General features: G+C 34.5%; 24 protein-coding genes. 7 read left to right on the top strand and 17 right to left on the bottom strand.

From position 1 onward, the window contains the following. Positions 1–35: 35 nt before the first annotated feature. Entirely contained in the window at positions 36–1,160 is a 1,125-nt protein-coding gene (hemW, locus tag E0W69_RS12920) for a radical SAM family heme chaperone HemW (RefSeq protein WP_131330468.1), read from the top strand. On the opposite strand, the gene E0W69_RS12915 is transcribed toward hemW, so the two are convergent. Together E0W69_RS12915 and E0W69_RS12910 are read right to left on the bottom strand one after the other, a co-directional pair. Continuing rightward, positions 1,157–1,516 carry a hypothetical protein gene (locus tag E0W69_RS12915; protein WP_131330467.1) on the bottom strand — a complete coding sequence of 120 codons (360 nt, stop codon included), beginning with the start codon at positions 1,514–1,516 and terminating at the stop codon, positions 1,157–1,159. The two genes, hemW and E0W69_RS12915, sit on opposite strands and share 4 nt — an antisense overlap. Then, positions 1,500–2,072 (bottom strand): RNA polymerase sigma factor, encoded by a 573-nt coding sequence (locus tag E0W69_RS12910; protein ID WP_131330466.1) that lies wholly within the window; start codon positions 2,070–2,072, stop codon positions 1,500–1,502. Before E0W69_RS12910 ends, E0W69_RS12915 begins: the two co-directional genes overlap by 17 nt. 84 nt (positions 2,073–2,156) lie before the next feature. On the opposite strand from E0W69_RS12910, the gene E0W69_RS12905 reads away from it, so the two are divergent. Continuing rightward, entirely contained in the window at positions 2,157–2,912 is a 756-nt protein-coding gene (locus E0W69_RS12905; RefSeq protein WP_131330465.1) for a C40 family peptidase, read from the top strand. A gap of 23 nt (positions 2,913–2,935) precedes the next feature. After that, entirely contained in the window at positions 2,936–3,187 is a 252-nt protein-coding gene (locus tag E0W69_RS12900; protein WP_131330464.1) for a DUF6965 family protein, read from the top strand. Between the two features lie 34 nt (positions 3,188–3,221). On the opposite strand, the gene E0W69_RS12895 is transcribed toward E0W69_RS12900, so the two are convergent. The 3 genes from E0W69_RS12895 to E0W69_RS12885 all read right to left on the bottom strand — a co-directional run bounded on the left by E0W69_RS12895 (position 3,222) and on the right by E0W69_RS12885 (position 6,612). Further along, entirely contained in the window at positions 3,222–4,085 is an 864-nt protein-coding gene (locus E0W69_RS12895; protein ID WP_131330463.1) for an NAD(P)-dependent oxidoreductase, read from the bottom strand. Between the two features lies 1 nt (position 4,086). Further along, positions 4,087–5,268, bottom strand: a complete 1,182-nt coding sequence (locus E0W69_RS12890; RefSeq protein ID WP_131330462.1) for an MFS transporter — start codon at positions 5,266–5,268, stop codon at positions 4,087–4,089. Positions 5,269–5,343: 75 nt separating this feature from the next. Further along, on the bottom strand, positions 5,344–6,612 hold the full coding sequence (locus E0W69_RS12885) for a hypothetical protein (protein ID WP_131330461.1): 1,269 nt from the start codon (positions 6,610–6,612) through the stop codon (positions 5,344–5,346). 124 nt (positions 6,613–6,736) lie between these two features. Between E0W69_RS12885 and E0W69_RS12880 the strand changes: the two genes are divergently transcribed. Next, positions 6,737–9,049: a glycoside hydrolase family 3 N-terminal domain-containing protein gene (locus E0W69_RS12880; RefSeq protein ID WP_131330460.1), complete on the top strand. Its 2,313-nt coding sequence runs from the start codon at positions 6,737–6,739 to the stop codon at positions 9,047–9,049. Here the strand turns inward: E0W69_RS12880 and E0W69_RS12875 are convergent. The 10 genes from E0W69_RS12875 to E0W69_RS12830 form a co-directional block, all read right to left on the bottom strand. Then, the gene (locus tag E0W69_RS12875) at positions 9,044–9,601 is read right to left on the bottom strand and encodes an RBBP9/YdeN family alpha/beta hydrolase (RefSeq protein WP_131330459.1); all 558 of its coding nucleotides are present in this window, start codon (positions 9,599–9,601) and stop codon (positions 9,044–9,046) included. The genes E0W69_RS12880 and E0W69_RS12875 overlap by 6 nt on opposite strands. A gap of 10 nt (positions 9,602–9,611) precedes the next feature. Beyond that, positions 9,612–11,423 (bottom strand): excinuclease ABC subunit UvrC, encoded by a 1,812-nt coding sequence (uvrC, locus tag E0W69_RS12870; protein WP_131330458.1) that lies wholly within the window; start codon positions 11,421–11,423, stop codon positions 9,612–9,614. A gap of 160 nt (positions 11,424–11,583) precedes the next feature. Next, positions 11,584–12,126 carry a hypothetical protein gene (locus tag E0W69_RS12865; RefSeq protein ID WP_131330457.1) on the bottom strand — a complete coding sequence of 181 codons (543 nt, stop codon included), beginning with the start codon at positions 12,124–12,126 and terminating at the stop codon, positions 11,584–11,586. Between the two features lie 705 nt (positions 12,127–12,831). After that, complete coding sequence (locus tag E0W69_RS12860) at positions 12,832–13,578, bottom strand: formylglycine-generating enzyme family protein (RefSeq protein ID WP_131330456.1); 747 nt, start codon at positions 13,576–13,578, stop codon at positions 12,832–12,834. A gap of 22 nt (positions 13,579–13,600) precedes the next feature. Then, positions 13,601–14,902, bottom strand: coding sequence for a hypothetical protein (locus E0W69_RS12855; protein ID WP_131330455.1), 1,302 nt, complete (start codon positions 14,900–14,902; stop codon positions 13,601–13,603). An 88-nt stretch (positions 14,903–14,990) separates the two neighbouring features. Further along, positions 14,991–15,284 (bottom strand): hypothetical protein, encoded by a 294-nt coding sequence (locus tag E0W69_RS12850; RefSeq protein ID WP_131330454.1) that lies wholly within the window; start codon positions 15,282–15,284, stop codon positions 14,991–14,993. 178 nt (positions 15,285–15,462) lie between these two features. After that, the gene (locus tag E0W69_RS12845; RefSeq protein ID WP_131330453.1) at positions 15,463–15,885 is read right to left on the bottom strand and encodes a hypothetical protein; all 423 of its coding nucleotides are present in this window, start codon (positions 15,883–15,885) and stop codon (positions 15,463–15,465) included. Between the two features lie 449 nt (positions 15,886–16,334). Continuing rightward, positions 16,335–16,721 carry a VOC family protein gene (locus E0W69_RS12840; protein WP_131330452.1) on the bottom strand — a complete coding sequence of 129 codons (387 nt, stop codon included), beginning with the start codon at positions 16,719–16,721 and terminating at the stop codon, positions 16,335–16,337. After that, a complete protein-coding gene (gene tpiA, locus E0W69_RS12835) occupies positions 16,721–17,479 on the bottom strand; it encodes a triose-phosphate isomerase (protein WP_131330451.1) in 759 nt (252 codons plus the stop codon). Before tpiA ends, E0W69_RS12840 begins: the two co-directional genes overlap by 1 nt. Continuing rightward, positions 17,479–18,645 carry a putative sugar nucleotidyl transferase gene (locus tag E0W69_RS12830; RefSeq protein WP_191967838.1) on the bottom strand — a complete coding sequence of 389 codons (1,167 nt, stop codon included), beginning with the start codon at positions 18,643–18,645 and terminating at the stop codon, positions 17,479–17,481. Before E0W69_RS12830 ends, tpiA begins: the two co-directional genes overlap by 1 nt. Positions 18,646–18,905: 260 nt before the next feature. Between E0W69_RS12830 and E0W69_RS12825 the strand changes: the two genes are divergently transcribed. Both E0W69_RS12825 and E0W69_RS12820 read left to right on the top strand, forming a co-directional pair. After that, complete coding sequence (locus E0W69_RS12825; protein WP_131330449.1) at positions 18,906–20,072, top strand: serine hydrolase domain-containing protein; 1,167 nt, start codon at positions 18,906–18,908, stop codon at positions 20,070–20,072. Positions 20,073–20,412: 340 nt separating this feature from the next. Beyond that, positions 20,413–21,069 (top strand): ATP-binding cassette domain-containing protein, encoded by a 657-nt coding sequence (locus tag E0W69_RS12820; RefSeq protein ID WP_131330448.1) that lies wholly within the window; start codon positions 20,413–20,415, stop codon positions 21,067–21,069. A 70-nt stretch (positions 21,070–21,139) separates the two neighbouring features. On the opposite strand, the gene xerD is transcribed toward E0W69_RS12820, so the two are convergent. After that, positions 21,140–22,042: a site-specific tyrosine recombinase XerD gene (xerD, locus tag E0W69_RS12815; protein WP_131330447.1), complete on the bottom strand. Its 903-nt coding sequence runs from the start codon at positions 22,040–22,042 to the stop codon at positions 21,140–21,142. Between the two features lie 58 nt (positions 22,043–22,100). Here xerD and E0W69_RS12810 point away from each other — a divergent pair, with 58 nt between their 5' ends. Continuing rightward, entirely contained in the window at positions 22,101–22,772 is a 672-nt protein-coding gene (locus E0W69_RS12810) for an SIR2 family NAD-dependent protein deacylase (protein ID WP_131330446.1), read from the top strand. Here the strand turns inward: E0W69_RS12810 and E0W69_RS12805 are convergent, their stop codons facing one another. Then, the gene (locus tag E0W69_RS12805) at positions 22,773–23,615 is read right to left on the bottom strand and encodes a DUF1266 domain-containing protein (RefSeq protein WP_131330445.1); all 843 of its coding nucleotides are present in this window, start codon (positions 23,613–23,615) and stop codon (positions 22,773–22,775) included. Positions 23,616–23,667 lie beyond the last annotated feature (52 nt).

Here is a 23,667-nt window from a genome sequence, read left to right as displayed (position 1 = left end):
ACAAAATTGCCGGAACTTTGCCCTAAATTTTACGTTTGGCATCGATCTATATACATATTCCCTATTGCAAAAAAGCGTGCTATTATTGTAATTTTCATTTCTCTACGACATTACATTCTATGTCTGAAATGATACTTTCTATTTGTAAAGAAATTCAATTAAGAAGTACTTATTTGCCCAAAAATGAAATTATAGAAAGTATTTATTTTGGTGGAGGTACGCCGTCTTTATTAAATGATGAACAATTATCTGAGATATTACAAACGGTTAGAAATCAATATAATATAGCTGAAAATGCTGAAGTTACTTTAGAAGCCAATCCAGATGATATTCAGAAAAATAAACTGGCATTTTGGAAAAGTATCGGAATTAATCGTTTCAGTTTGGGAGTACAATCTTTTCAAAATGAAGATCTTGTTTGGATGAATCGAGCGCACAATTCGCAACAATCTTTACAAAGCATAAAAGATATACAAGAGGCTGGTTTTGAAAATATTACGATTGATTTAATCTACGGTACACCGACGCTTTCTGATGAAAATTGGGAAAAGAATATAGAAACAGCTATTCAATTAAATATTCCACATTTATCTTGTTACGCATTGACGGTGGAAGAGGGAACGGCGTTGGATAAAATGATTGCGCAACATAAAAAAGAGAATACAGATCCAGACAAGCAAGCGCGCCATTTTGAATATTTGATGCAGAGATTGAAAACAGCAGGATTTGATCATTATGAAGTGTCCAATTTTGGCAAACCCGGATTTCATAGTAGACACAATAGCGCATATTGGCAAGGGAAAAAATATATCGGAATTGGTCCTTCTGCTCATTCTTTTAATGGAAATAGTCGCCAATGGAATATCGCCAATAATGCGAAATATATACAAACGCTTAGCAATAATGAAATTCCATTTGAAATTGAAAACCTGACTCCACATCAGCAATTGGAAGAATATATTATGACGAGCCTTCGTACGATGGAAGGTCTTAATTTGCAATTAATTACAGAAAATTGGGGCGAAAATTCCGTCCAAAGAATTGAAAAACTAGCCAAGAAATTTTTAGATAATGAGTTGATGATCAAACAAAACGGTTATTTAATTCTTACGGATAAGGGTTTTTTATTAGCAGATGGAATTGCTGCTGATTTCTTTTAAATTTTGTGTGGAATTACGAATAAAAGATAGAACACCAACACAATTAACAACAAAATGCCAAATACCAACAAAATGGTTGTTTTGCTGTATTTTAAACCTAATTGTTTTTTGGCATTATTTTTTTGCTTTAACTGTTGGAGCAGATAAGCGTTAAGATCTGTAGCTTGCCTATTTGCTTTTTCCAAAGAAGAATAGTTGCTGAGGCCATCAATGCCATCTTGCAAAAAATCAGAAGACAATATCGCCTCATCCATCAATCGCTGATCATCATCAGACAATTGATGTTTCAATGACTTGTTAAGTAACTCATCAGAGATGGGAATTTGGGATAATATGTCTTTATCTGTTGGAATCATTTAAGCTTTTTTCCATCATTAATTTTAAATTTCTTTTACCATTTTGTATATGACTCTTGACTTGTAACAAAGTAAACTCCGTATGTGCTACAATTTCGTTATAAGTTTCTTTTTTTAAGAAAAATAATTCGATGCATTCTTTTTGTCCATTAGGTAATTCTGATATTTTAGTTTCCATTAAGGATAGAAGATATTCTCTATCTGCATCAAAATTAAATGCTTGAAATTCTTCTAAAATATCATCGTTGATTTCTTCGGCATGTACCTGCGATTTTTTAGACCTAAGATACATAAAGCATTGATTTTTAGCTACAGTATACAACCAGCTTTTAAAATTACTCACTTTATTATTGGGAAGATAAGCAATGATTTTCATAAAAATGAGTTGCACGCAATCCTTGGCATCCTCCTCATTTTTCAGATATTTCATACACACACCGAGCAAAAGTAATGTGTAACGTTGGAGTAATACACCCAACAAACGATTGTCCTTCGATTTATCAAAATCGAAAAGAATTTCCTCATCCGTTCTATATGGTTTATTACTAAAATTCACTAACCGAAGATAAAAATATTATGAGTAAGATGCTCTATTGTATTAATTTCCATACCTTAACGCCCAAAATCCGTAAATTTATTTATGCAATATGTTGCCGCAATAGTTGCTACGGCTCCCATACGTGCCGAAAATTCGCATAGAAGCGAAATGATCAGCCAAATTTTATTTGGGGAAAAGGCATTGGTAATGGACAAAAAAGGGGATTTTACCAAAGTTAAATGTATAGCTGACCATTATGAAGGATGGGTACAAACAACTCAATTAACGGAAGTGACTAAACACTTTGTTGCAAAAGCTCCCCTCGGATTTGTAGAAAGAAATGGTGCGATGGTTTACCTTAATGAAACTCCGATGTATATTTCGGTAGGTACACCGATTTATAAAGTACGACAAATAGGAAAATTTAAAGTGCGTTACAAAAAAATGCGCTCTTTAAAATTGGACTATAACAGTTTTAATGAGGATGCGATTAGAGAATTGTCACTGCAATTTATGAACACTTCTTATTTGTGGGGAGGACGAAGTAGCTTTGGGATAGATTGCAGCGGATTTGTACAAAATGTTTTAAAGTTTTTTGGAAAAACGCTTCCGCGTGACGCATCTCAACAGGCAAAAGAAGGAGAAGTTGTTGGATTTTTGCAAGCAACGCAATGTGGAGATTTGGCATTTTTTGATAATGCAGAAGGAAATATTACGCACGTTGGTATTTTATTAGATCCATTTACTATTATCCATTCTTCCGGAAGAGTGCATATAGATTCAATTGATAACGAAGGAATTATAAGCAAAGAGTTGGTACAAAGAACCCATCATCTGAGAATTATCAAACGTTTTTAAAGATCGTTTTTTAAATTTGCAATATGAATTATTCTTCCAAAGCGGAGTGGTCCGCAGAATTGACCAGATTAAAACAATTTTTTTCTACTACAGAAATTCCTGCTCCAGGTGAACATCAGATTGATGAAGCATCTAAGATTAAAGATTTAAAAATAGCGATTCAAACATTTATGACTAGAGCAGAAGATAATGTAGGTAATCCTGTTTTTCAAGGTACACTTTATGGTTTGCAAAAAATTGAAAAATATATTGAAAAATATAATGCTTCAAAATAAATAAAGGGTTGCAATTGGCAACCCTTTATTTATTTTATTTATCCAAAAAACTTAAAATTTCCATCACATCTTTTTTGCCAAAACCAGCATCATTTGCATCCGTGTATGCTTTCAATAATCCATCACTCAATGGGAAATTATTGCCTTCATTTTTTGCAAGTTTGACATCCTTTAGCATATTTTCCAATGCAAAAGCGATAGGCGTAAAGTTTTTTGTAACGATCGGTTCTGTTTTAATTTTGCTCGTCACATTTCCTGCCCCACTATTATTAATGACATCTAACATCGTTGCGTTATCAACCCCCAAATTTTGTGCAAATAATACGGTCTCTGCAATTCCCAAATAGTTAATAGCAATTAGATAGTTAATTGCAATTTTCGCTTTATTACCTTTAGTGACTTCTTCTAAAAAGTAATTTTTCTTACCCATCGCATCAAACCCAGGAATGATCGTTTGTACTTCTGATTCCTTTGCACCAATTAAAAATAAAAGGCTTGCGGTTGCCGCTGCTCCAGCACTACCAGAAACAGGAGCGTCAATATATTTAATACCTTTTTCTTTTGCTGCTTCAAATAATTGCAAACTAGTCTCTGGTGAAATGGTACTTACATTAATTAAAAATTTTCCACTTGCCGATGGTGCATTCAGAAAATTAGCGTCTTCCAAAACGATGTCCTTGCAAGATTGATCATTACTCACCATCATAAAAATTACATCCGCTACTTCCCATAATTCTTCTGGTGTATCAACTGCTTTGGCTCCTTTTTCAACTAAATCTGAGGTTTTGGATTTGGTACGATTATACACACTTAATTCAAATCCTGCTTTTAATAGATTATTTGTCATTGGATTTCCCATTGCACCTAGACCAATCCAACCAATTTTAATGCTACTCATATTATACTCCTTTTTTCTTATTTTTTAAAAAATATCCACCCAATATGACAACTAATAAGCCAATGAGGCTCCATAAAATCATCTGATTGGTTACCATATCCCAACCTCCATTTTTCCAACAAAATAATCCTGCGGCAGTACCTAATGCTCCCCCTAAAAAATAGGAAGTCATGTAAATGGTGTTAATACGACTACCCGCATTTTTATCCAAACCGTAAATGCGTGCACTATTCGCAACTTGCGCGCCTTGTACGCCAATATCCATTAGGATAATTGCGATGATGAAAAATAGTAAAGATGTTGGGAAAAATTTGATTAAAACAGCGCTTATTAAACATAAAATCGCACAAATGATTAATGCCATACGTGTTTTCCCCTTATCGGTAATAGTGCCAACTATAGGAGCCATCATCGCTCCAACTATTGCAACAATTCCAAATAAGCCAATTTTTTCCGAAGAATAATTAAATGGATCTCCACTTAAATGAAATGTTAGTGTCGTCCAGAAGGAGCAAAATACACCAAATAATGCTGCTCCCATCAGAGCCGCCTCGCGTAAGTGTCCAAATCTCGTAAATTGTTTTAATGCAGAACCGAGTAAGGAGAAATAATTTCCTTCAAAACTATTGGGTATGTTGGGCAATGTTTTGACTAATAACAAAAGCATAACCAAACATAGTATGGCAGAAATCCCATAGACGGTTTTCCATGCAGATATCTCGGCAATCCACCCACTTAAAACTCTTGCCGCAAGAATACCAATAAGTAATCCACTTAAAATAGTACCAACAGTTTTGCCTCTGGTTCGATGGTTAATTTGCGCCGCCATTGGGATCATTATTTGTGGAGTTACGGAAAGTATTCCTATAAGTACACTTAGTATTTGCACCGTCAAAATACTAGGAGCGAAGACCATTCCCAATAGACTTAAAATGAGTAAAGAAAATAAAATGATAATTAATTTCTTTCTATTCATTTTGTCGCCCAAGGGAATTAGAAAAAACAATCCCAATCCGTAACCGATCTGAGTAAGCATGGAAATGCTGCCCACAGCGGCTTCCTCTATGTGATAATAATTGGCAATGTCTTTTAGTATCGGTTGATTGTAATAAATATTTGCAACAGATACACCAGCGGCAACTGCCATTAGATATACTTGACTTTTTGAGAGTTCCTTTTCCATTTATTCAAAGTTACAATTATGCATATGTTTAGTGCTGTAATATTCTTTGAATTTTATGTCAAATTATTAGAATTATTAATTATTGGAAAATTGAATGCATGCTTGTCGATTTTGCTCAAAAAATTTTAACCAATAAATACCTTGTGGATAATTAGAAAGTTCAAATTCTGTTTTTTCGGAAAAATTAGAAAGTTGTAATGTCTTTATACAAATGCCAGACGAATTGTAAATATTAGCTTTGGAATTATTTTTTATAGTTGGGTGGAAAAATGAAAATTTCTTATTTCCTAAATAACCAATTTTAAATCCAGTGTTGTTAATCTTAATTTGAATAATAGAGCTATACGTAAATCTTCCATCAAAGTCAATATTTTTTAATCTGTAGTAATTGATAGAGTCGGTTGTTTTTTCATCTATATATTGATATTCATTTATTATAGTTGGAATATTATTTGCTTTGATATAGGTTATTGTTTCAAAGTGGTTAGCGTCAATACTTTTTTCAATCTCAAAATGACTTACGTTAATTTCGTTAGTTGTAGTCCAATTCAATTGTACTGAATTGCTTTTATATTTAGCTTCGAATTTTAAAAGGTGTAGTGGTAGCGTTTCAGGATTCCAATTGTCAAATAATCTCAATTCGTCTAGAATAACCGTCACATTATCAGGATCTTGTCTTATCGCAAATGCATCTACCGAAGTAGATATACTTCCGGCAGATGCGATACCAATAGTCGAAACATCTGGAGGTCCTGCATCGGTCTCCGTATTGTAAATCCCTTGATCTTTTACCCAGATTTTTAAGTTATAACTATTCGCGATATCAAATTTGATGTATATTAAATAGACCTGGTTGTTATTAAAATTGCTAACAGAATAAACTGGAGGATAGGCTGTATTCGTTAATGCATTGTTTGTTGCGCCTATTTTAAACGTACCATCATTATTAGATTTAATAACAATCCTCCCAATGTATTGCGTATTAATACTATTGTCTGCATTTTTCTTACTGAAAAATGTAATGTAGCCAGCTTTGTTGGCATTTTCTGTAACTTGTAAAAGAAAACTTCCATAAACTAAAGTCCTCAATGAAAATGGTGTGTAAACATCTTGGCCTGTAATTCCTCTAATGTAGGCCGCATTTCCAACACTTGGATAATTGGGATAGTTTAACCCATTTGTTGTTGCAAGCGCTGTTGTATTTACGCCAGCATATGGAATCCAACCATTTTGATCTAGTGTCGTAGAATAATCGAAATGATCTTCGTAGATGATTTGAGCATGAGAGTTAGGAATACCAATAAAAAATAGCAATAGTTTGGGTAAATAAGAAAGCGTTTTCATAAGTGTTTAGTTTTGAAATTGGTTATGGTTAACCACTGATTGTAATTTACATAAAAAATAGAATATATTTGAGTTTATGAAAATTTTTGACTTACGGCAATCTTTCCTTTTGTCTATATACATTATGAGCATTATTCATGCTACAGCTCAGAGTAATCCTCCCAAATGGATTGATTTTAATAAAAATGGGAAATTGGATATTTATGAAGATGCATCTAAATCTATTTCAAATAGAGTGGAAAATCTTCTAAGTCAAATGACTTTAAATGAAAAAGCAAATCAATTAGCCACCTTGTATGGTTATGGAGCTGTTTTAAATGATCGTCTTCCGACTGAAGGATGGAAAGATAGTTTATGGAAATATGGGATTGGAAATATAGACGAGCAATTAACAGGTCTAAGAAAAGATACTGTTTATGCATATCCGTATTCATCCCATGCATATGCATTAAACATTATTCAAAAATGGTTTATTGAGGAGACTAGATTGGGAATCCCTGTTGACTTTACCTCAGAAGGAATAAGGGGATTAAATCATATGAAAGCCACCTATTTCCCTTCACAATTAGCTCAAGCTAATAGTTTTGATCGTGCTTTAATATACGATATTGGAAAAATTACAGGAAAAGAAGGAAAAGTCTTGGGATATACGAATATATATTCCCCAATTTTAGATGTTGCCACGGATCCAAGATGGGGACGAGTAGAAGAATCTTATGGGTCAGAACCATATTTGATTAGTCAATTAGGAAAACAGCAAATATTGGGAATTCAATCTAATGGTATTGCGTCTACAGTGAAGCATTTTGCCGCTTATAGTATTCCAATTGGAGGCCGTGATGGGAATGTGAGAGCCAATCCGCAAATGACTCCAAGAGAATTATGGGAAATCTATTTGGAACCTTTTAGAGTTGCGTTTTTAGAAGCTAGACCGATGGGCGTTATGGCAAGTTATAATGATTATGATGGTGAGCCCATTATAGGAAGTTATTATTTTTTGACTGAAATATTAAGGAAGGCTTTTCAATTTTCTGGATATGTAGTAAGTGATAGCGAAGCATTTGAATATTTATTTTCCAAACATCATGTAGCCAAAGATGCGACAGAAGCTGCGGCAATGGCATTACATGCAGGAATGAATGTTCGCACAAATTTTGATCAGCCTAAGGAATATTTAGCCGCGATAAAACAAGCTGTCAAAACGGGTAAATTATCTGAGGCTGATTTGGATAAAAGAGTTAGTGAAGTGTTGTCTGTAAAATTTAGGTTAGGATTATTTGATCATCCTTATATAGATGAAAAAGCTGCAGATACTATTGTACATAATACAGCTGCTAAACACATTGCTTTGACTGCGGCACATGAGAGTATTGTTCTTTTAAAAAATGAGCAAAATATACTCCCATTAGATATTAAAAAATATAAGAATATTGCTATCATTGGCCCTAATGCTAAAGAAATAAGATCTTTGTTATCGCGATATGGTCCAGTGAATTCAGCGGTAAAAACTGTATATGATGGAATTAGTGATGCTTTGCCAAGTGCTGTAAATTTAAATTATACAAAAGGTTTAGATCATATTGACGAGCATTTTCCTCAAAGTGATATTCAATATTTTCCTTTGGATGCTGCAGAACAGGATAGTATTAATGTTGCCGTAAATATTGCTAAAAAATCAGATGTTATAATTTTAGTTGTTGGAGATAATTTAGAAACCGTAGGAGAAAGCAAGTCTCGATTGAGTCTTGATCTGCCAGGTCATCAGAACGAATTGGTTAAGGAAATGATTCACTGTAAAAAGCCAATAATATTTATACATGTTGGTGGTAGACCTACGAGTTATAATCTAGCAGCAGACTCAGTGAATGCAATTCTAGAAACTTATTATTTGGGTGAATATACTGGTAATGCTATTGCTGATGTAATTTTTGGAAAATATAACCCAAGCGGGAAGTTAGCAACGCCAATCCTTAAAAATGTAGGTCAAATTCCACTAACGTTTCCGCAAAAAATGTCAGATGATGCAGGCGGCAATGCTTCGGAAAAGGGTTTTTTGTACCCATTTGGATTTGGTCTTAGTTATTCGAAATTTGTTTATTCAAATTTATATGTAACAGTTCCGCAGAATTGGAAAAATGATAGTGTTTCTGTTCAGTTTCAAGTTGAGAATATTTCAAATGTAGATGGTACAGAAATTATGCAAATTTATATAAAAGATAGTTTGGCTAGTTTGGTGCCTTACACTATGAGATTACGTGAGTTTGCAAGGGTAAATTTAAAAGCAGGTGAATCAAAAAAGATTGCATTTAAACTTCCTTATACTGCGTTCTCCATGTATAATAAAGATTTAAAAATGGTGGTTGAGCCAGGACAATTTGTAGTTATGGTTGGAGCATCTTCTGAAGATATTCGATTAAAAAAGGTGATCACTTTATAAGTGCATCACCTTTTTTACAACATCCAATATCTGTGGGAATACTAGAAAGCCATCATCTTGCATGAAGTGTCCAGCATTTGGGATAGAAATTAACTCAGCTTCCAAACTATTTGCAAGTTTTTGTGTCATGGAAAATGGTACTATATAATCTTGAGGAGAACCAAAAACTATAAATGGTGTAGCCTGTTCTTGTAGTTTTGTATAGTTCAATGGGGGTGTCACAAAGTTATTTAATTCGGGCAATTCTTTGATTTTTTGGTCAAATCCTGCAACTAATATAGTCCCTCCTGTTACAATATTTAATGTATTCAAATATTGCAAAGTTGCAATACAACCCAAACTATGACCGATAAAATACGTTTCAGTGTCGGGTTGTTTTACATTTTCCTGTATAGTCGCGATCCATTCTTCTAAAATAGGTTTATCAGGATTCGGCATTTTTAAAATAGTAACTTCTACACCAAGAGGAGAGAGTTGCTCTTTTAACCAAGGAAACCAATGTTTCCCGGGATAAGCCATATACCCATGTGTAATAAATAATCTTTTGCTCATGTTCTAAAGTTTATAGTTCATCACTATGGAAATGTCGCCACACTATTGTTGCTTTTGATTGACCGATTTCACTAGTCAATTCACGTTCTGTTAATGTTTTAATATTCGCGACGGAACGAAATCTTTTTAATAGTTGATCTGCGGTTAATTTTCCTATACCGCTAATTCCTTCCAATTCATTTTTAAAAGTGCCTTTAGATCTTTTTTGTCTGTGAAATGTTACGCCAAATCGATGCACCTGATCTCTTATATGTCTTATGAGTTTAAGGCTTTCGCTATCCCAGGAGAGTTTCAATGACTCTGAATCTCCGGGGTAAAAAAGTTCTTCCTCTCTTTTTGCAAGACCGACTAAAGTCATTTTTCCCAATAATCCAAGATCTGTTATTGCTCTTACGGCATAGCCCAATTGTCCTTTTCCGCCGTCGATAATGACCAATTGTGGGAAAGATTGCCCCTCGTCTTTTAGGCGCTTGTAACGCCTATATACACACTCATACATACTCGCAAAGTCATCAATGCCGACTACGGTTTTTATATTAAAATGTCGATAGTCTTTTTTGCTTGGAATACCATTTTTAAAGCACACCATCGCTGCTACGGGGTAACTTCCTTGAAAATTGGAATTATCGAAACATTCAATGTGGACGGGCAACTGTGGTAGTTTCAAGTCTTTTTGTACTTGTTCTAGTACTTTTTCTTTTTCTATATCTGTTTTTCCTTCGAGTTGAAGTATTTTTTTCTTTTTTAATTCTTCGCGGAAATAGTTCACATTTTTTTGCGATAATTCTAATAGTTTCTTTTTGTCACCCGCTTTTGGTACGGAGATAGTCAGATTTTCTTCCGGATAATCAATTGCATAGGGGACGATAATTTCCTTTGATGGACTATTGAATTTTTCTCTCAATTGCGCTATCGCAAATATCAAAACATCTTCTTCTTCCTCTTCGATTTTTGTTTCTAGTTCTACCGTATTAGTCATGATAATCGTCCCATTTTCAACAATCAAATAGTTGACAAATGCAATTTCATGCTCTTTGACTATAGAAAATACATCCAAATTCCCCAAATGCTTACTAACTATAACTGATTTTGCTTGATAAGTTTCTAATCCTTCAATTTTGCTTTTTATCTGTGCCGCTTTTTCAAATTCTAAATTTGCGACATAGCGATTCATTTCCTCTTTCAAATGATTCAAAACAGGCGAAAGATTTCCTTTGACGATTTCTCGTATTTGACGTATTCCATCCGCATAATCGTCCTCTTGTTGTAGTCCTTCACAAGGTCCTTTGCAATTACCCAAATGATATTCTAGGCAAACTTTAAATTTCCCTTTTTGAATATTATTTTGCGTCAATGGAAGTTTGCATGTACGCAGAGGAATATACAAGCGAATGAAATCCAATATCTCGCGCACTTTAGCCACAGAGGTAAATGGTCCGATATATTCCGAACCATCTTTCAACTTTTTTCTTGTCAGATAAACACGTGGAAACGGCTCTTTCTTGATGACTAAGTAAGGATAAGTTTTGTCATCCTTGAGCATGATATTGTACTTCGGTAGATACTGCTTAATAAGCGCATTTTCCAATAAAAATGCGTCCTGTTCCGTATCTACAATCGTAAATTCTATATGATGTATATGCTGTACAAGCTCATGTGTCTTGTAACTTTGACCCGTTTTATTGAAATAGGAACTGACTCTTTTACGCAAACTTTTTGCTTTGCCTACGTATATGATGGTTCCTTTTGCATCAAAATATTTGTAAATGCCCGGATGTAAAGGTATGTCCTTCGCTATTTGTTGAAATTCCAATTGTGTCATCTACAACAAAATTACAAAGAATCTTTTTGTTCCAGAACGTATGCTTTTTTCTCTATTTATTCACTGCTTTGAGGACTTTGTGGTGTTAGTTGTGATATTTCGCAAAGTCCCCTTTGGATTTTGAGGTTTCCATTTGTAGAATATTTTGAAGAAAGGCAATCTACTCAAAAGGATCTTTTTTATACATCAGTTCTTTTAAGTGCAGAAATGCTTTTTTTACATTTTCTGCTTTATCTTTTGTAACATACAAGCTAATTTCTTTAGGAGTATAAATTTTTGTTCCATCAAATTCCTTCATATGGCAATCTGTGATTAGCTCCTCACGAGAGGATGTTTTGAACAAAAGATTAATTAGACCTAATTCAAATTTAAGCGTAGTATCAATGCTTACACTTTGTAGCGTCTCCCAAGGTATCTGAGAAATATTATCGGTGAATTTACATGACTTTCTCCATCCTCCATTATCAGAATCTTTGGCATAAACTTGTTTAGTTATAGCAACTTTATCCAAAGAAAAAGATTGTTCTTCTATAGCCCAGAAGCTTTCATTAGGATCCGATTTATATTTACCTAATGAAATAGAGAGGATTTTATTGATATATTCGACTGTTTCTTCTTTAGAAAGCTTGATCTGAGAATGAGATTGTTGAGCGGTGATTATGGTTAGAAATATCATGCATAAAGCTGTTAATAACTTTTTCATTTTTTAGATTATTTTTTACTGTTGATAAAAGGATATTGCCTAAATCCGCTCCTAATGGAGCGGATTTTTATTGTGATTAGTTATTTGTTTTTCTTTTGAAATACATTGAAGGGAGGAGTGCTATTTTTCAAATTCTATAAATATTTTGAATTGGGCCTTTCCTCTACAATGCCTCCTATTGCTAGGAAAGTCCTCTTTCCAATAATTGTAATTAATGACTGGAATATTCCATCCGTATCTAATCCATTTTAGTGTTCGATTTTCAAATATTTGATCTTTAATCCATTGGTTTGCAGTTTTTTCAATATTTTGTTTTGGCGTAGGTGCAGTGGCACAGCCACTAACACCACCCCATGAAGCATTGAGATTTGCCTCAATTCTTAATGTATTTCCTACAGAGATTTTATTATTTTCAATATTCGGATTTTCAAAGTTTGCATTTAGAGAATCTTTAATCTGTGCTCACAATATTCCTAACCCTAGGAATATTGTGAGCAGTGTTATTACTAATTTTTTCATCTTATCGATTTTGAGGTTGAATGGAAGTCTTATTCAGTGCTTTTATTAAAGGATTCTTGTCAAACCTAAATGAAAGGCTTACAAATGGATTAACTCTATATTGTTTTGAATTTAAATTGTTGGTCGTCCCTCCCTCCTTTTTAGCAAAAAGCACCTGCTAAAAAGGAGGGGGAATAACCCAACTGTTTACTGGGAAAGTACAACCCGGAAGCCGCAGTAGTAGCCACGGTTCTCCGGCATGCCGCCGTTGCGATTAGCTATACGACAGCCAGCTGCGGTGTCGTCCCAGCTACCGCCACGCCAAACACGGTAAGTGCCAGTAGCGGGACCTTTGGGGTTATCTTTCGTGCTTTTGCCATAATAGTCCTCGCCAGACCAGTCTTTGCACCATTCCCAGAGGTTGCCGCTCATGTCGTAGATGCCCAGCTCGTTGGGCTGTTTGTATCCCACTTTGTGGGTCTGCCTACCGCTGTTGTCGGCAAACCAGCCTACGTTGTCCAGGCTGCGGCCACCACTGTATTTGTAGCCTTTGCTTTTGTTGCCGCCGCGTGCGGCATATTCCCACTCGGCTTCGGTAGGCAGGCGGTAGTTTTTGCCGGTTTTGTCGGCAAGCCAGTCTGTATAGGCAACGGCATCGTACCAGGAGACATACGCCATAGGCGCCTCATCTACCTCGTCTGCCATCTCTGATGGAAAGGTGCGCCCCGTGGCATTGCAAAAGGTTTTCCACTGCAGCACAGTGGTTTCAGTCTTGGCAATGGAGAAGGTCTTGAGGGTAACATCGTGCGCGGGCAGCTCATCAGCACTGCCCTCCATCTCGGAATCGCCCATCGTAAAGGTGCCACCTTCTACCAGGATCATCTGTGGGTATTCCTGCGCATTCACTAGTCCAAACAACAGGAATAGGGCGAGCGTGGTAAATAGTTTTTTCATAATTGTTTATTGGTTTTAAAAATTATCTAGATGTTATTGGTTTAAATATAGACCCAAGCTCGTTTAATTTAAATGCTTTGGATAGGGTTATTCCAAAAAAAGGTCTTGGATTTCTTGACGTATTCATTATTTCTGCTTGCAAAGTCAATCCGGTTGAAGCCTCTGTTATCCAAGATCTTCCTGAAAAGAAAATATCATTAGTTCTTCCGACTTTTGTTTGACCATTGAATGTTAAGGAGTTGCTCGGATAAAAATAAGATGAATAGCCTACTGAAGACTGAACTCTAAAACTGAAACTATTGGTTTCGTAAACGAGTAATATGCCTGCCACACCTAAATTAAAAACATATTCATTTTGAACAGATTGAGTAAGGTCGTCCATAACGATCGTTCCGGATATGGGGGTATTAATAGTGTCTTTCTCTAAATTTGTGGGATCTTCGAATTGTGTGATTGTACTTGATTTTCTCCAAATAAATTCCAATGATGGAGAATAATACAAGTTGAGATTTTTATTAGACGATTCGATAATTTTGAAGACTGGACTTATATACGCTCCTACATTATCTGACACCCTGTTGGTAATCATCTTATTTTGAGAGGTGTATCTTGTATGAGATGCCTCATCTATGGATTCTAATTTATAAGTCCTCCGGACATTACCTGTGGAGTCTATATCGCTCATAGTTCTGTTTCCATATAAGCTAAAATAGAATCCTACTTTATTTTTTTTTGTGACTGGTGGGATAAATATATTCATAGCAAAAAAAAGGTTTTTGGGTTTTGTTTTTCCTTCCACAATATCAAAATTTGTCCCCATGTACGACAAGAAATTGTAATCATTAATTATTTGATTTTCAGTGTTTTTTTGTTTAGTTTTTACGAGAATCACTACTTTTTTGTTTGAGCTTATATTTCTTTTTTCTACATCAATTTTCTCGTCTTTCAATGTCTTTAAGTTAACAACAATATATCTGTTTCTGTCCTCGATTGTATCTATTTTTAATAGGATATTGATTATTTTATCGTCATTCAATGCTGTAAAATCAAAATTAGATGCAAGTAGTTTATAGTCCATTGGAGACATGGATGTGTTTGTTGGGTCTATTTCTACTTTTAGATTATATCCTCTCCAATCCTTTGGATCCCCAATGTTTACTTTTAATGGAATGGTAATATATTCTTCTTTTGAACTTTTTTCCGCATAGATAGTATCATTTTTAAAACCAATACTGAATAGGCTTTTATCTAAGTTATCCTTTTCCTGCCCCCAACCTACTCCACTAATACAGCAGAGTAGAAGTAGCAATATCCATTTTCTCATAGTGGTTGATTTTTAGTGGTTTCTTAAAAAGTTTCTTGGTTTAGGGATCATTTATGGATAATGCCCGCTGTGGGAATCGGAAGGTTCATTAGTTGCACGTTTCTATATTGTAATTGATAGGAGAAATTAGTTTTTCATCTCCGAACCTCATTTCTTTTTCGAGTTTAATCAAAAATGACTCTTTTGCGTTAGGAACCTCCAAAGAATTACAAGATGTAGTTACATTTAGTGTTCTTGTATTCCCTTTTTTGTCTTGGACACTTGCTGATGCAGCACCACTATACTTATGTTGACTGTTCAGATCATTTTCATCAATACTGTAAACTATTTGACTGCTATAATCTTCGTAATAGCATTTTTTCCTGTCTATGGCTGCTTTCAAGCCAAAAAGATGGTTGCATCATCTTTTCCGTCAGCCATTTTACAGTTTCTTCCTTTGTCTGTGCTTGACTTTGGCTGAAAGTTATAAGCGATAAGAAGATAAGGATTATATTAATAGTTTTCATGATTGGTAAGGGGATTTATATAGATTTGTCTAATGGGGCCATTAACACATTTAATCATTCATTTTTTTTCTCCTTTGCAAAATAGAAATCGGTCACATTAATTATAGAAAAGTCCTCTGCCTTGTACTTTCCTATTAGCTTTGTCCTCTCTTTATATATTTTATCGTAAACATCCCTGTCTGACGCAAACCCATTTGCTGTTGAATTGTAAGTATAATAGTCCTTAGTTATTACTTTCATCTTATCATTCCATTGATTTTTTAGATTGATTGTCATTGCATCAACATAGACTTCGCTATTAATAACTCCTGAAACTATATTAGATACATATAGGGTTTTTGTGTTATAGTTATAAGAATAGCCAAATCCGTAGACATTTGTTTCTTGGGATTGCGCAGATGCTTTTGTCAGAAAGGAGAATGTTGACAGGATAAGTAACAGCAAGCTTAATCTTAAGATAGTTTTGTTTTTTTTCATAAAATAATTGATTTGAATGTGATATTTAAGTATTTGGTTTTAATATTCCGTTAGTTAGTTTTGTTTCGGATTTCTGTTTGTTATGGATTTTTTATTGCATTATAATCTTGCAAAGTTGATATGCTTCAAAACAAAAAACAATACCTAAATTGGGGTATTTTTCAAGGTATTTAATCTATTATGGATTTGGAGAAGGAAGGAATATACAGATTAATTTACTGTATCTTAAAATCTAAACAGTCCGTCGTCTGGCAGCAAAGTGCAGAAAATGGTGGAGCTATGTTGTCACAAATGGAATAATGAGTTTTTCGGGTGTATTGATAATTGCTTCGCAATTTCATTCGAGGGAAAAGTGACAATCAACAATCATCGCACAAAGTCCACTTCGAGAGACTATGCGATAAATTAAGGATTGTCTATAAGCTCGATGGAATCTAGTTTTGTTTTTCTTAAGAGAAATCAGGACTTACGACTTCCTCACCAAATTGAAGTATATAGCCGTTATTGTCAAAAATGGCAAATTCTCTCATGCCATAATCAAAGGTTTCAATAGGATAGCAAATTTTGGCAACTGTATTTACCTTTTCCCAAAAATCATCGATATGCGTAATCTCGAAATAGATTGTTCCGGTAAATTTAGAATCCGTAAAAGGAAAATGTACATTCGGAATGGACAGCATAATTTCTATATTGTCTTTTGCAAGTGCTGCCCAACCGATTTCAGGATCAAAAGCATTTACTTTGAATCCTAATATTTTAGAATAAAAATCAACAGTTTCCTGTATTTCTTTTGTGAAAAATACGGGTTTGAGTGATTTGAATAATGACTTTTCCATTATAAAGCTTTTACAATAGCAGCAAATTCATGTGCATCCAAAGAAGCGCCGCCCACTAATCCTCCGTCAACATCTTTCATCGCAAATAATTCTGCTGCGTTATTTGCTTTCACACTGCCGCCATATAGAATAGAAATATTTTCAGCAACGTTATGACCATATTTGCTAGAAAGCAAATTACGAATTGCCGCATGCATCTCTTGCGCTTGTTCCGAACTGGCAGTAAGTCCCGTTCCGATTGCCCAAATTGGTTCGTATGCTATGACTACTTTTTGAATATTTTCGGCATCCAAGTGAAATAAGGATTCTTCCACTTGCTTGTATACAAATTCATTTTGACTTCCTGATTCTCTGATTTCTAATGGCTCTCCACAACAAAAAAGAGGAGAGATTTTGTATTCTAATGCTAAGTCCACCTTGCTTTTAGTTACTTCATTTGTCTCATGAAAATACATTCTCCTTTCCGAATGTCCGATAATAACATATTTGGTTGCAATAGATTGCAGCATAAATCCGCAAACCTCTCCCGTGTATGCCCCAGCTTTTAGATTAGAAATATTTTGAGCTGCAACGGAAGTGTTTTGATGTCCTTTTAATTGGGTTTCAATTTCGGTTATATATGGAAATGGAACAGCAAATATCAATTCCTTTCCTTCAGGAATACTTTGAATTTCATTCAATATAGAATTCACAAGTTCTTTTCCTTCTTGAATCGTAAGGTTCATTTTCCAATTGGCGGCGGCAATTTTTTTTCGCATTAGGCTTTTTTTTCTAGGATAAATTCAATGATTTCTTTTTCGGTATTTTTGATCGTATGGTTTTTCAATTCCATCCATTTTTCGATATCTCTAATAGCATTTTTTACAAGATAAGGACTTTTATTGTCCGTACCCCATATTCCGTTTGGAATCTTTGTAGGTAACAAGCCATTACCAAAAATGTTGGAAGCTATACCAAAAATACTGCCTGTATTAATAGATGAATTAATTGCTGTCCGTGAATAATCGCCGACAATACAACCTCCTTTTTTTCCAATTTCAGTTTCTTTATCCGTGTCAATATTCCACATTTTGATGGGACCAACTGTATTTTTGATATTGCTATTGGTTGTACCGCCTCCGAGGTTGACCCATTGTCCAATAACGGAGTCACCGAGATAACCGTCGTGGGCTTTGTTACTATTGGCCATTAGGACGCTGTTTTTTATTTCTCCGCCCACTACACAATTAGGACCAATAGTTGTAGCTCCATAAATTTTTGCACCCATTTTGACCACGGAATTTTTTAGTATTGCAAATGCCCCGCGAATACAAGCACCTTCCATGATCGTGACTTGTTTACCAATGTATATAGGCCCCGTGCTTGCGTTCAAAATACTGCATTCAACAACAGCATCTTTTTCTATAAAAATATTTTCTGGCGCAATCACTTGATTGGTTTTCGAAATTTTAGCACTTTTTCTATTTTTAGTCAAAAGCTCGAAATCTGCACGCAAATAGACCTCATTCCATTGGAAAATTTGCCATGGAAATTCTAATTTTTTGACTGAATTGATTTTAGACGTTTGTTTATTTTGACTTTTTCCAGATAAAATTTCTTGGAAAAATGTATCAGAGCCGTTGGCTGCAATTAATTGTCCATTTTCATCCAATAACGCACGATTTTCACTTAGAAGCAATAGTTTTTTCAATAAATGAGCTTCCGGTAAAATAGTGGAACGAATATATAGATGTTTTCCCTCTGGGATTTTTGCATACAACGGTTGTAAATGTTTTTCGGTGGAAACATAGACTTTTTGATTGGATACTACTTCCCACCATTCTTTTCTGGTTAAAATACCAATACGGATATCGGCTACAGACCTTGCTGTGGTTAATGGGTATAAACTTTTCCTATCTTCTGTATCAAATAAAACTATGGACATATCGTAAATTTTCTTAGATATAATTGTCTGCCAAAATAAGCGAATCGAAACAAAAATATTCAAATTTAACATTCAATTTTGCCAATTGTTGCTAAATCAAGACAATGATTTGTTTCAAAATAGTCAAGCGCAATTATGATACCCAAATCGATTATTTTAGAAAAAATATTTTTATAAAATAAATAAGAAAAAAAATGATTGATTTTGCAAGCAATAGCTTTATTTTGAAATCATTGTACAATTGAACGTCTTTTCATCTAGTGAAGAAATTTTTATATATTATCGGGGCAAGTCTTATTGCATTAGGTAGCTGCAAAGGAAAATCTAATAGCAATCACTTGGTTGCCTCCAAAGATCCGGAAACCGGATTATACGAAGGAGATACTTCTTATTTCCGCCAATTAACTCCTGAAGAATTACAAAAATATCACGATTCCGCATTGGCTGCGGCACATCGTATCTTGGGAAATAATTTTAATGGGCAAATACTCGTTGCTAAAAATGGGCAAATCGTATTTGAAGAATATGATGGTATATATAATTTTCAAACGAAATCTCCCATTACGCCAACGACTTCATTGCATATCGCTTCCATTTCCAAAACGTTTACCGGAATGACAGTTTTGCATTTATGGGAGGAGGGGCGATTGTCTTTGGATGACACGATTCAGAAATTTTTCCCTAATTTCCCCTATCACGGCATCACCATCAAGATGTTGTTAGCACACAGAAGTGGCTTGCCCAATTATTTAAATTTTTTAGACGTTGACTATAATCGTCGTCATAAGGCAACGAATCAAGAAGTAATTGATTATATGGTTACGCATGTACCGCCATTGCAAGCTAATCCGGACAAGCATTTCCATTATTGCAATACCAACTTTATGATGTTGGCTTCTATTATTGAAAAGGTGACGGGAATGACTTTTCCTAAATACATGAAAGATAGCGTATTTACACCATTGGGGATGATGCACACGCATATATTCGAACCCAAAGATACGGTCAATTATGTCATGACCTACAATGGTAATCGACCATACCCTATGGATCATTTGGATGTTACTTATGGGGATAAAAATGTGTATAGCACGGTGCGCGATCTATTGCAATGGGATAGGAGCTTATATGAACATAGTTTTATCAAAGCAACTACATTGAAAATGGCGTATGAACCACAAAGTAATGAACGCGTTTCAATGCATAATTATGGTTTAGCTTGGCGCATGCTTTTCAACAAAAATGGGGATTCTATTATTTATCATAATGGTAAATGGCATGGAACAAATTCTGTCTTTACTCGTTTACTTCAAGATACAGCGACGATAATAGTAATTGGTAATCGTTTGGATAAAAGGATTTATGGCGCTAAAGCTATCTCGAGCATTTTCACAGGAAAACCAGACTATGTAATACCGGTGGAGTAGAAATAAACTGTATAATAAAAATGCATTTAAAAGGAAATTATATTTTAAAATCGGTTAGAATAATTTTCACCTTTTATAGGTTTTTTATAATTGCATCTTCTATAATTACATTAGTTTGTCTTGGTATTTTCCAAAAATATGGGCCGCTTGTTTTCGGAACACTATTTTTGTTTAAAATATTTACTTTAGGTTTGATTTATTACTTTATTGGTAAATATAAATTTAAAGAATTCTATTATTTTCAAAATCTAGGAATCCCAAAAGTCTTGCTGTGGGCAACTACGTTATTGTTTGATTTTATACTCTTTATCATATTGATGATTTTAACTTATAAAATCAGATGATGCATATACTCGAAGCTGACGGAATATTGTTAGATTTTGGTGCAAAGCGTATATTGTCCAATATTTATATAAAATGTGAAACAAATACGATTACTGGGATTCTCGGCAGAAATGGGCAAGGTAAATCTTGTTTATTGAATATTATTTATGGAAATTTGAAGCCTCTCAGCAAATCTGTTAGAATAGATAAAATAACTTTGAATTCCGCTTTTAGAAATAATGAACAACTAACCTTTCTTCCCCAATTTAATTTTATACCTGCTAACCTTACTTTAGATAGGGTTTTCAACGATTTTCTAATAGATTTTTACAGCTTTGTGGATGTATTTTCCGAATTTAAAAATTTGAGAAAAAGTACATTTGGACATTTATCTGGTGGGCAGAGAAGATTAGTAGAAGTATTTGTTATTTTAAAAGCAAAATCGCAATTCTCCATTTTGGATGAACCATTTTCTCATCTAACGCCAATTCAAATCGAGAAAATAATGGAACTAATTCAATACGAAAAATCAAACAAGGGATTTATTATTACCGATCATCTTTATCAAAATGTGCTTGATATTAGTGATGCTATTTATCTATTAAATAATAGTCGGACAATGCTCATTAATGAGTTGGATGATTTAGAAAGGTTTGGATATGTAAGGTTGTAAATGGAATTACATTATTTTGATTTTTAGTTAAGAAACTAAAGAGCAAAAACTAGAAAGTATCCAATTAGGATCATTTCTTAAACGCTGGATGATACATATTCAAAGTGGCTTTGAGATAATCTCTATCCAAATGCGTATATATTTCTGTAGTGGTGATGCTCTCGTGACCGAGCATTTCTTGAACAGCACGCAAGTCTGCACCGCCTTCCACTAAATGCGTCGCAAAAGAATGTCGGAACGTATGTGGAGAAACTTGTTTTTGTATGCCGGCAATTTGTGTCAAATTTTTGATGATATTAAAAATCATAATACGCGAAAGACTTTTCCCAAACCTATTCAAAAACACAAAGTCATCAAAACCTTTGGCAATTTTTTGATGGACGCGGATTGTAGTAATATAAATCTGAATAAATTTAATAGCTTCATGACCGATGGGAATCAACCTTTCCTTATCACCTTTTCCGATAACGCGTATAAATCCTTCGTTAAAATACAAACAGCTTAATTTTAAATCCACGACTTCACTCACGCGTAAACCCGAACTATACATAGTTTCTAAAATTGCTCGATTGCGTTGCCCGTCGGGGCGACTCATATCAATAGCCGAAAATATTTTTTCAATTTCTTCCACACTCAAAAAATCGGGAAGATTGCGTTGTAGTTTGGGTAATTCAAGTAAATAAGAAGGATCTTTAGTAATGATTTCTTCGCTCACACAGTATTTGAAAAAAGCGCGGATGCCAGAAATTATTCTTGCTTGAGAGCGTGCAGTCATGCCCAACTCCGCTACCCAATGAACGAAAGATTGTAATAGTTTGAGATCAATATTATGAATGGAAATACCGCTATGGAATTCAGTTAAAAAAGCGATTAATTTGTCGACATCACGCAAATACGCCTCGACAGAATTTTCTCCCAAAGATTTTTCCAATTGTAAAAAAGATTTGAATCCATTTTTATAACTTTCCCACATAGCAGCAATATAGTTATTTCAATTAAATACGAATTTTAATTTTACAAAAAAGCGAAGAATGAAAACAAAAATTGTCGTGTTGACTGAAGCTGGAGTAAGTGCGGAAAGTGGTATTGCAACGTTTAGAGATAGTAATGGTCTTTGGGAAAATCATTCTGTGGAGGCTGTTGCAAGTCCAGCAGGATGGAAGCGTAATTCCGCTCTCGTATTAGAATTTTATAATCAGAGACGACGACAATTAAAGATGGTTGAACCAAATGCTGCGCATATTTATTTAGCTAAATTGGAAGAAAAATATGTGGTAACTATCATTACGCAAAATGTAGATAATCTGCATGAGCGCGCAGGCTCTTCTCATATCATTCATTTGCATGGATCATTAACTGAAGTAAAAAGTGAGAAAAATGATGCTCTTATTTATCCATGGACCAAAGATGTAAAACTAGGAGATTTAGCCGAAGATGGCGCACAATTACGCCCTAATATTGTGTGGTTTGGAGAAATGGTGCCTAAAATAGAAGATGCTGTTCGAGAGGCAAAACAGGCAGATGTTTTTATAGTTATAGGAACCTCTTTGCAAGTGTATCCTGCTGCATCACTGATGGAGTATGCGCCCATTGGTTGCCCCGTCTATGTGATTGATCCACATTTGGAACTAAATGATATTTCCGAGAATGTGCATATCATCCATGACAATGCAACCAATGGCGTGTTACAATTACCTTTATAATTATTTTAAAGGTAAATAGCGATAGATACTATAATCACCTTTTTGCATGTCAGTAGTTAATTTTTGATAAGTGGCATCTGTAGCAGTGTCACCACCCCAAAATTTTCTACCTAATACAAAATCATAGTAATATTTATTCCAATTTGGATATACTGCACGAGCTGATTTTAAGGCAGATAATGCATAATTAATGCCGGTCGTACGATCAATATATTCTGCAGAATAACCTAGGCAAACAACGTTGATATAACGTGTAAGATCCCATGCTTTAATGCCAGATGGATTGAAAGAACGGTAATTATTTTTGATAAATTGTAAAAGGATTTTTGCGTCAGGAGTCAAACTATCTTTTGCATAATCAATTTTATCAAGGTCCGCATCCATGCCTCCATTGGCATCCAAAACAGCTTTACATTTTTCATAAAGTGCCTCATGACCTTGGTCTTGCAATTGCGTCAATAACAAATGAAACTCATGTTCATTGGAAATGTCCCACCAAGATTTTAATACATTTCTTGAGTCTAATTTTTCTTTTGGAGAAATATGAAAAGGATATTCAAATAATTTTTCATAGACTTTTTCCAAATCTGTAGCGAAGCCGTCGTCGCCAGGAGATTTTTTCATTTCAGCCTTAATTAGACCAAATGTTTTGTCCGCTCCACCATAACCTTGGAAAGTGTATACTCCACCCATCATAAATGCAGTTAAAGTATCATTTTTAAGCAAATATTTTACATCTCCTTGTGAACCAATGCTTTCTGTATATTTCTTGGGGTCGTCTTTACAACTAATAATTATTAAAGTAAATAGGAAAAACGCAATTATCGGTCTAAAAAGTCTCATTATATTTTCTTTTGAATGGGCAAAGAAAAACAATTCTGCATTGACTTTTAAA

The organism is Rhizosphaericola mali (genome assembly GCF_004337365.2).
GTDB classification, from domain to species: domain Bacteria; phylum Bacteroidota; class Bacteroidia; order Chitinophagales; family Chitinophagaceae; genus Rhizosphaericola; species Rhizosphaericola mali.
This window is presented reverse-complemented; position numbering and strand designations above follow the sequence as displayed.

What these genes read in the sequence shown, in the direction of transcription:
- E0W69_RS12915 (WP_131330467.1), bottom strand. Translation starts at nt 1,516, where the DNA reads ATGATTCCAACAGATAAAGACATATTATCCCAAATTCCCATCTCTGAT.
- E0W69_RS12905 (WP_131330465.1), top strand. Translation starts at nt 2,157, where the DNA reads ATGCAATATGTTGCCGCAATAGTTGCTACGGCTCCCATACGTGCCGAA.
- E0W69_RS12900 (WP_131330464.1), top strand. Translation starts at nt 2,936, where the DNA reads ATGAATTATTCTTCCAAAGCGGAGTGGTCCGCAGAATTGACCAGATTA.
- E0W69_RS12895 (WP_131330463.1), bottom strand. Translation starts at nt 4,085, where the DNA reads ATGAGTAGCATTAAAATTGGTTGGATTGGTCTAGGTGCAATGGGAAAT.
- E0W69_RS12890 (WP_131330462.1), bottom strand. Translation starts at nt 5,268, where the DNA reads ATGGAAAAGGAACTCTCAAAAAGTCAAGTATATCTAATGGCAGTTGCC.
- E0W69_RS12885 (WP_131330461.1), bottom strand. Translation starts at nt 6,612, where the DNA reads ATGAAAACGCTTTCTTATTTACCCAAACTATTGCTATTTTTTATTGGT.
- E0W69_RS12880 (WP_131330460.1), top strand. Translation starts at nt 6,737, where the DNA reads ATGAGCATTATTCATGCTACAGCTCAGAGTAATCCTCCCAAATGGATT.
- E0W69_RS12875 (WP_131330459.1), bottom strand. Translation starts at nt 9,601, where the DNA reads ATGAGCAAAAGATTATTTATTACACATGGGTATATGGCTTATCCCGGG.
- uvrC (WP_131330458.1), bottom strand. Translation starts at nt 11,423, where the DNA reads ATGACACAATTGGAATTTCAACAAATAGCGAAGGACATACCTTTACAT.
- E0W69_RS12865 (WP_131330457.1), bottom strand. Translation starts at nt 12,126, where the DNA reads ATGAAAAAGTTATTAACAGCTTTATGCATGATATTTCTAACCATAATC.
- E0W69_RS12860 (WP_131330456.1), bottom strand. Translation starts at nt 13,578, where the DNA reads ATGAAAAAACTATTTACCACGCTCGCCCTATTCCTGTTGTTTGGACTA.
- E0W69_RS12855 (WP_131330455.1), bottom strand. Translation starts at nt 14,902, where the DNA reads ATGAGAAAATGGATATTGCTACTTCTACTCTGCTGTATTAGTGGAGTA.
- E0W69_RS12845 (WP_131330453.1), bottom strand. Translation starts at nt 15,885, where the DNA reads ATGAAAAAAAACAAAACTATCTTAAGATTAAGCTTGCTGTTACTTATC.
- E0W69_RS12840 (WP_131330452.1), bottom strand. Translation starts at nt 16,721, where the DNA reads ATGGAAAAGTCATTATTCAAATCACTCAAACCCGTATTTTTCACAAAA.
- tpiA (WP_131330451.1), bottom strand. Translation starts at nt 17,479, where the DNA reads ATGCGAAAAAAAATTGCCGCCGCCAATTGGAAAATGAACCTTACGATT.
- E0W69_RS12830 (WP_191967838.1), bottom strand. Translation starts at nt 18,645, where the DNA reads ATGTCCATAGTTTTATTTGATACAGAAGATAGGAAAAGTTTATACCCA.
- E0W69_RS12820 (WP_131330448.1), top strand. Translation starts at nt 20,413, where the DNA reads ATGATGCATATACTCGAAGCTGACGGAATATTGTTAGATTTTGGTGCA.
- xerD (WP_131330447.1), bottom strand. Translation starts at nt 22,042, where the DNA reads ATGTGGGAAAGTTATAAAAATGGATTCAAATCTTTTTTACAATTGGAA.
- E0W69_RS12810 (WP_131330446.1), top strand. Translation starts at nt 22,101, where the DNA reads ATGAAAACAAAAATTGTCGTGTTGACTGAAGCTGGAGTAAGTGCGGAA.
- E0W69_RS12805 (WP_131330445.1), bottom strand. Translation starts at nt 23,615, where the DNA reads ATGAGACTTTTTAGACCGATAATTGCGTTTTTCCTATTTACTTTAATA.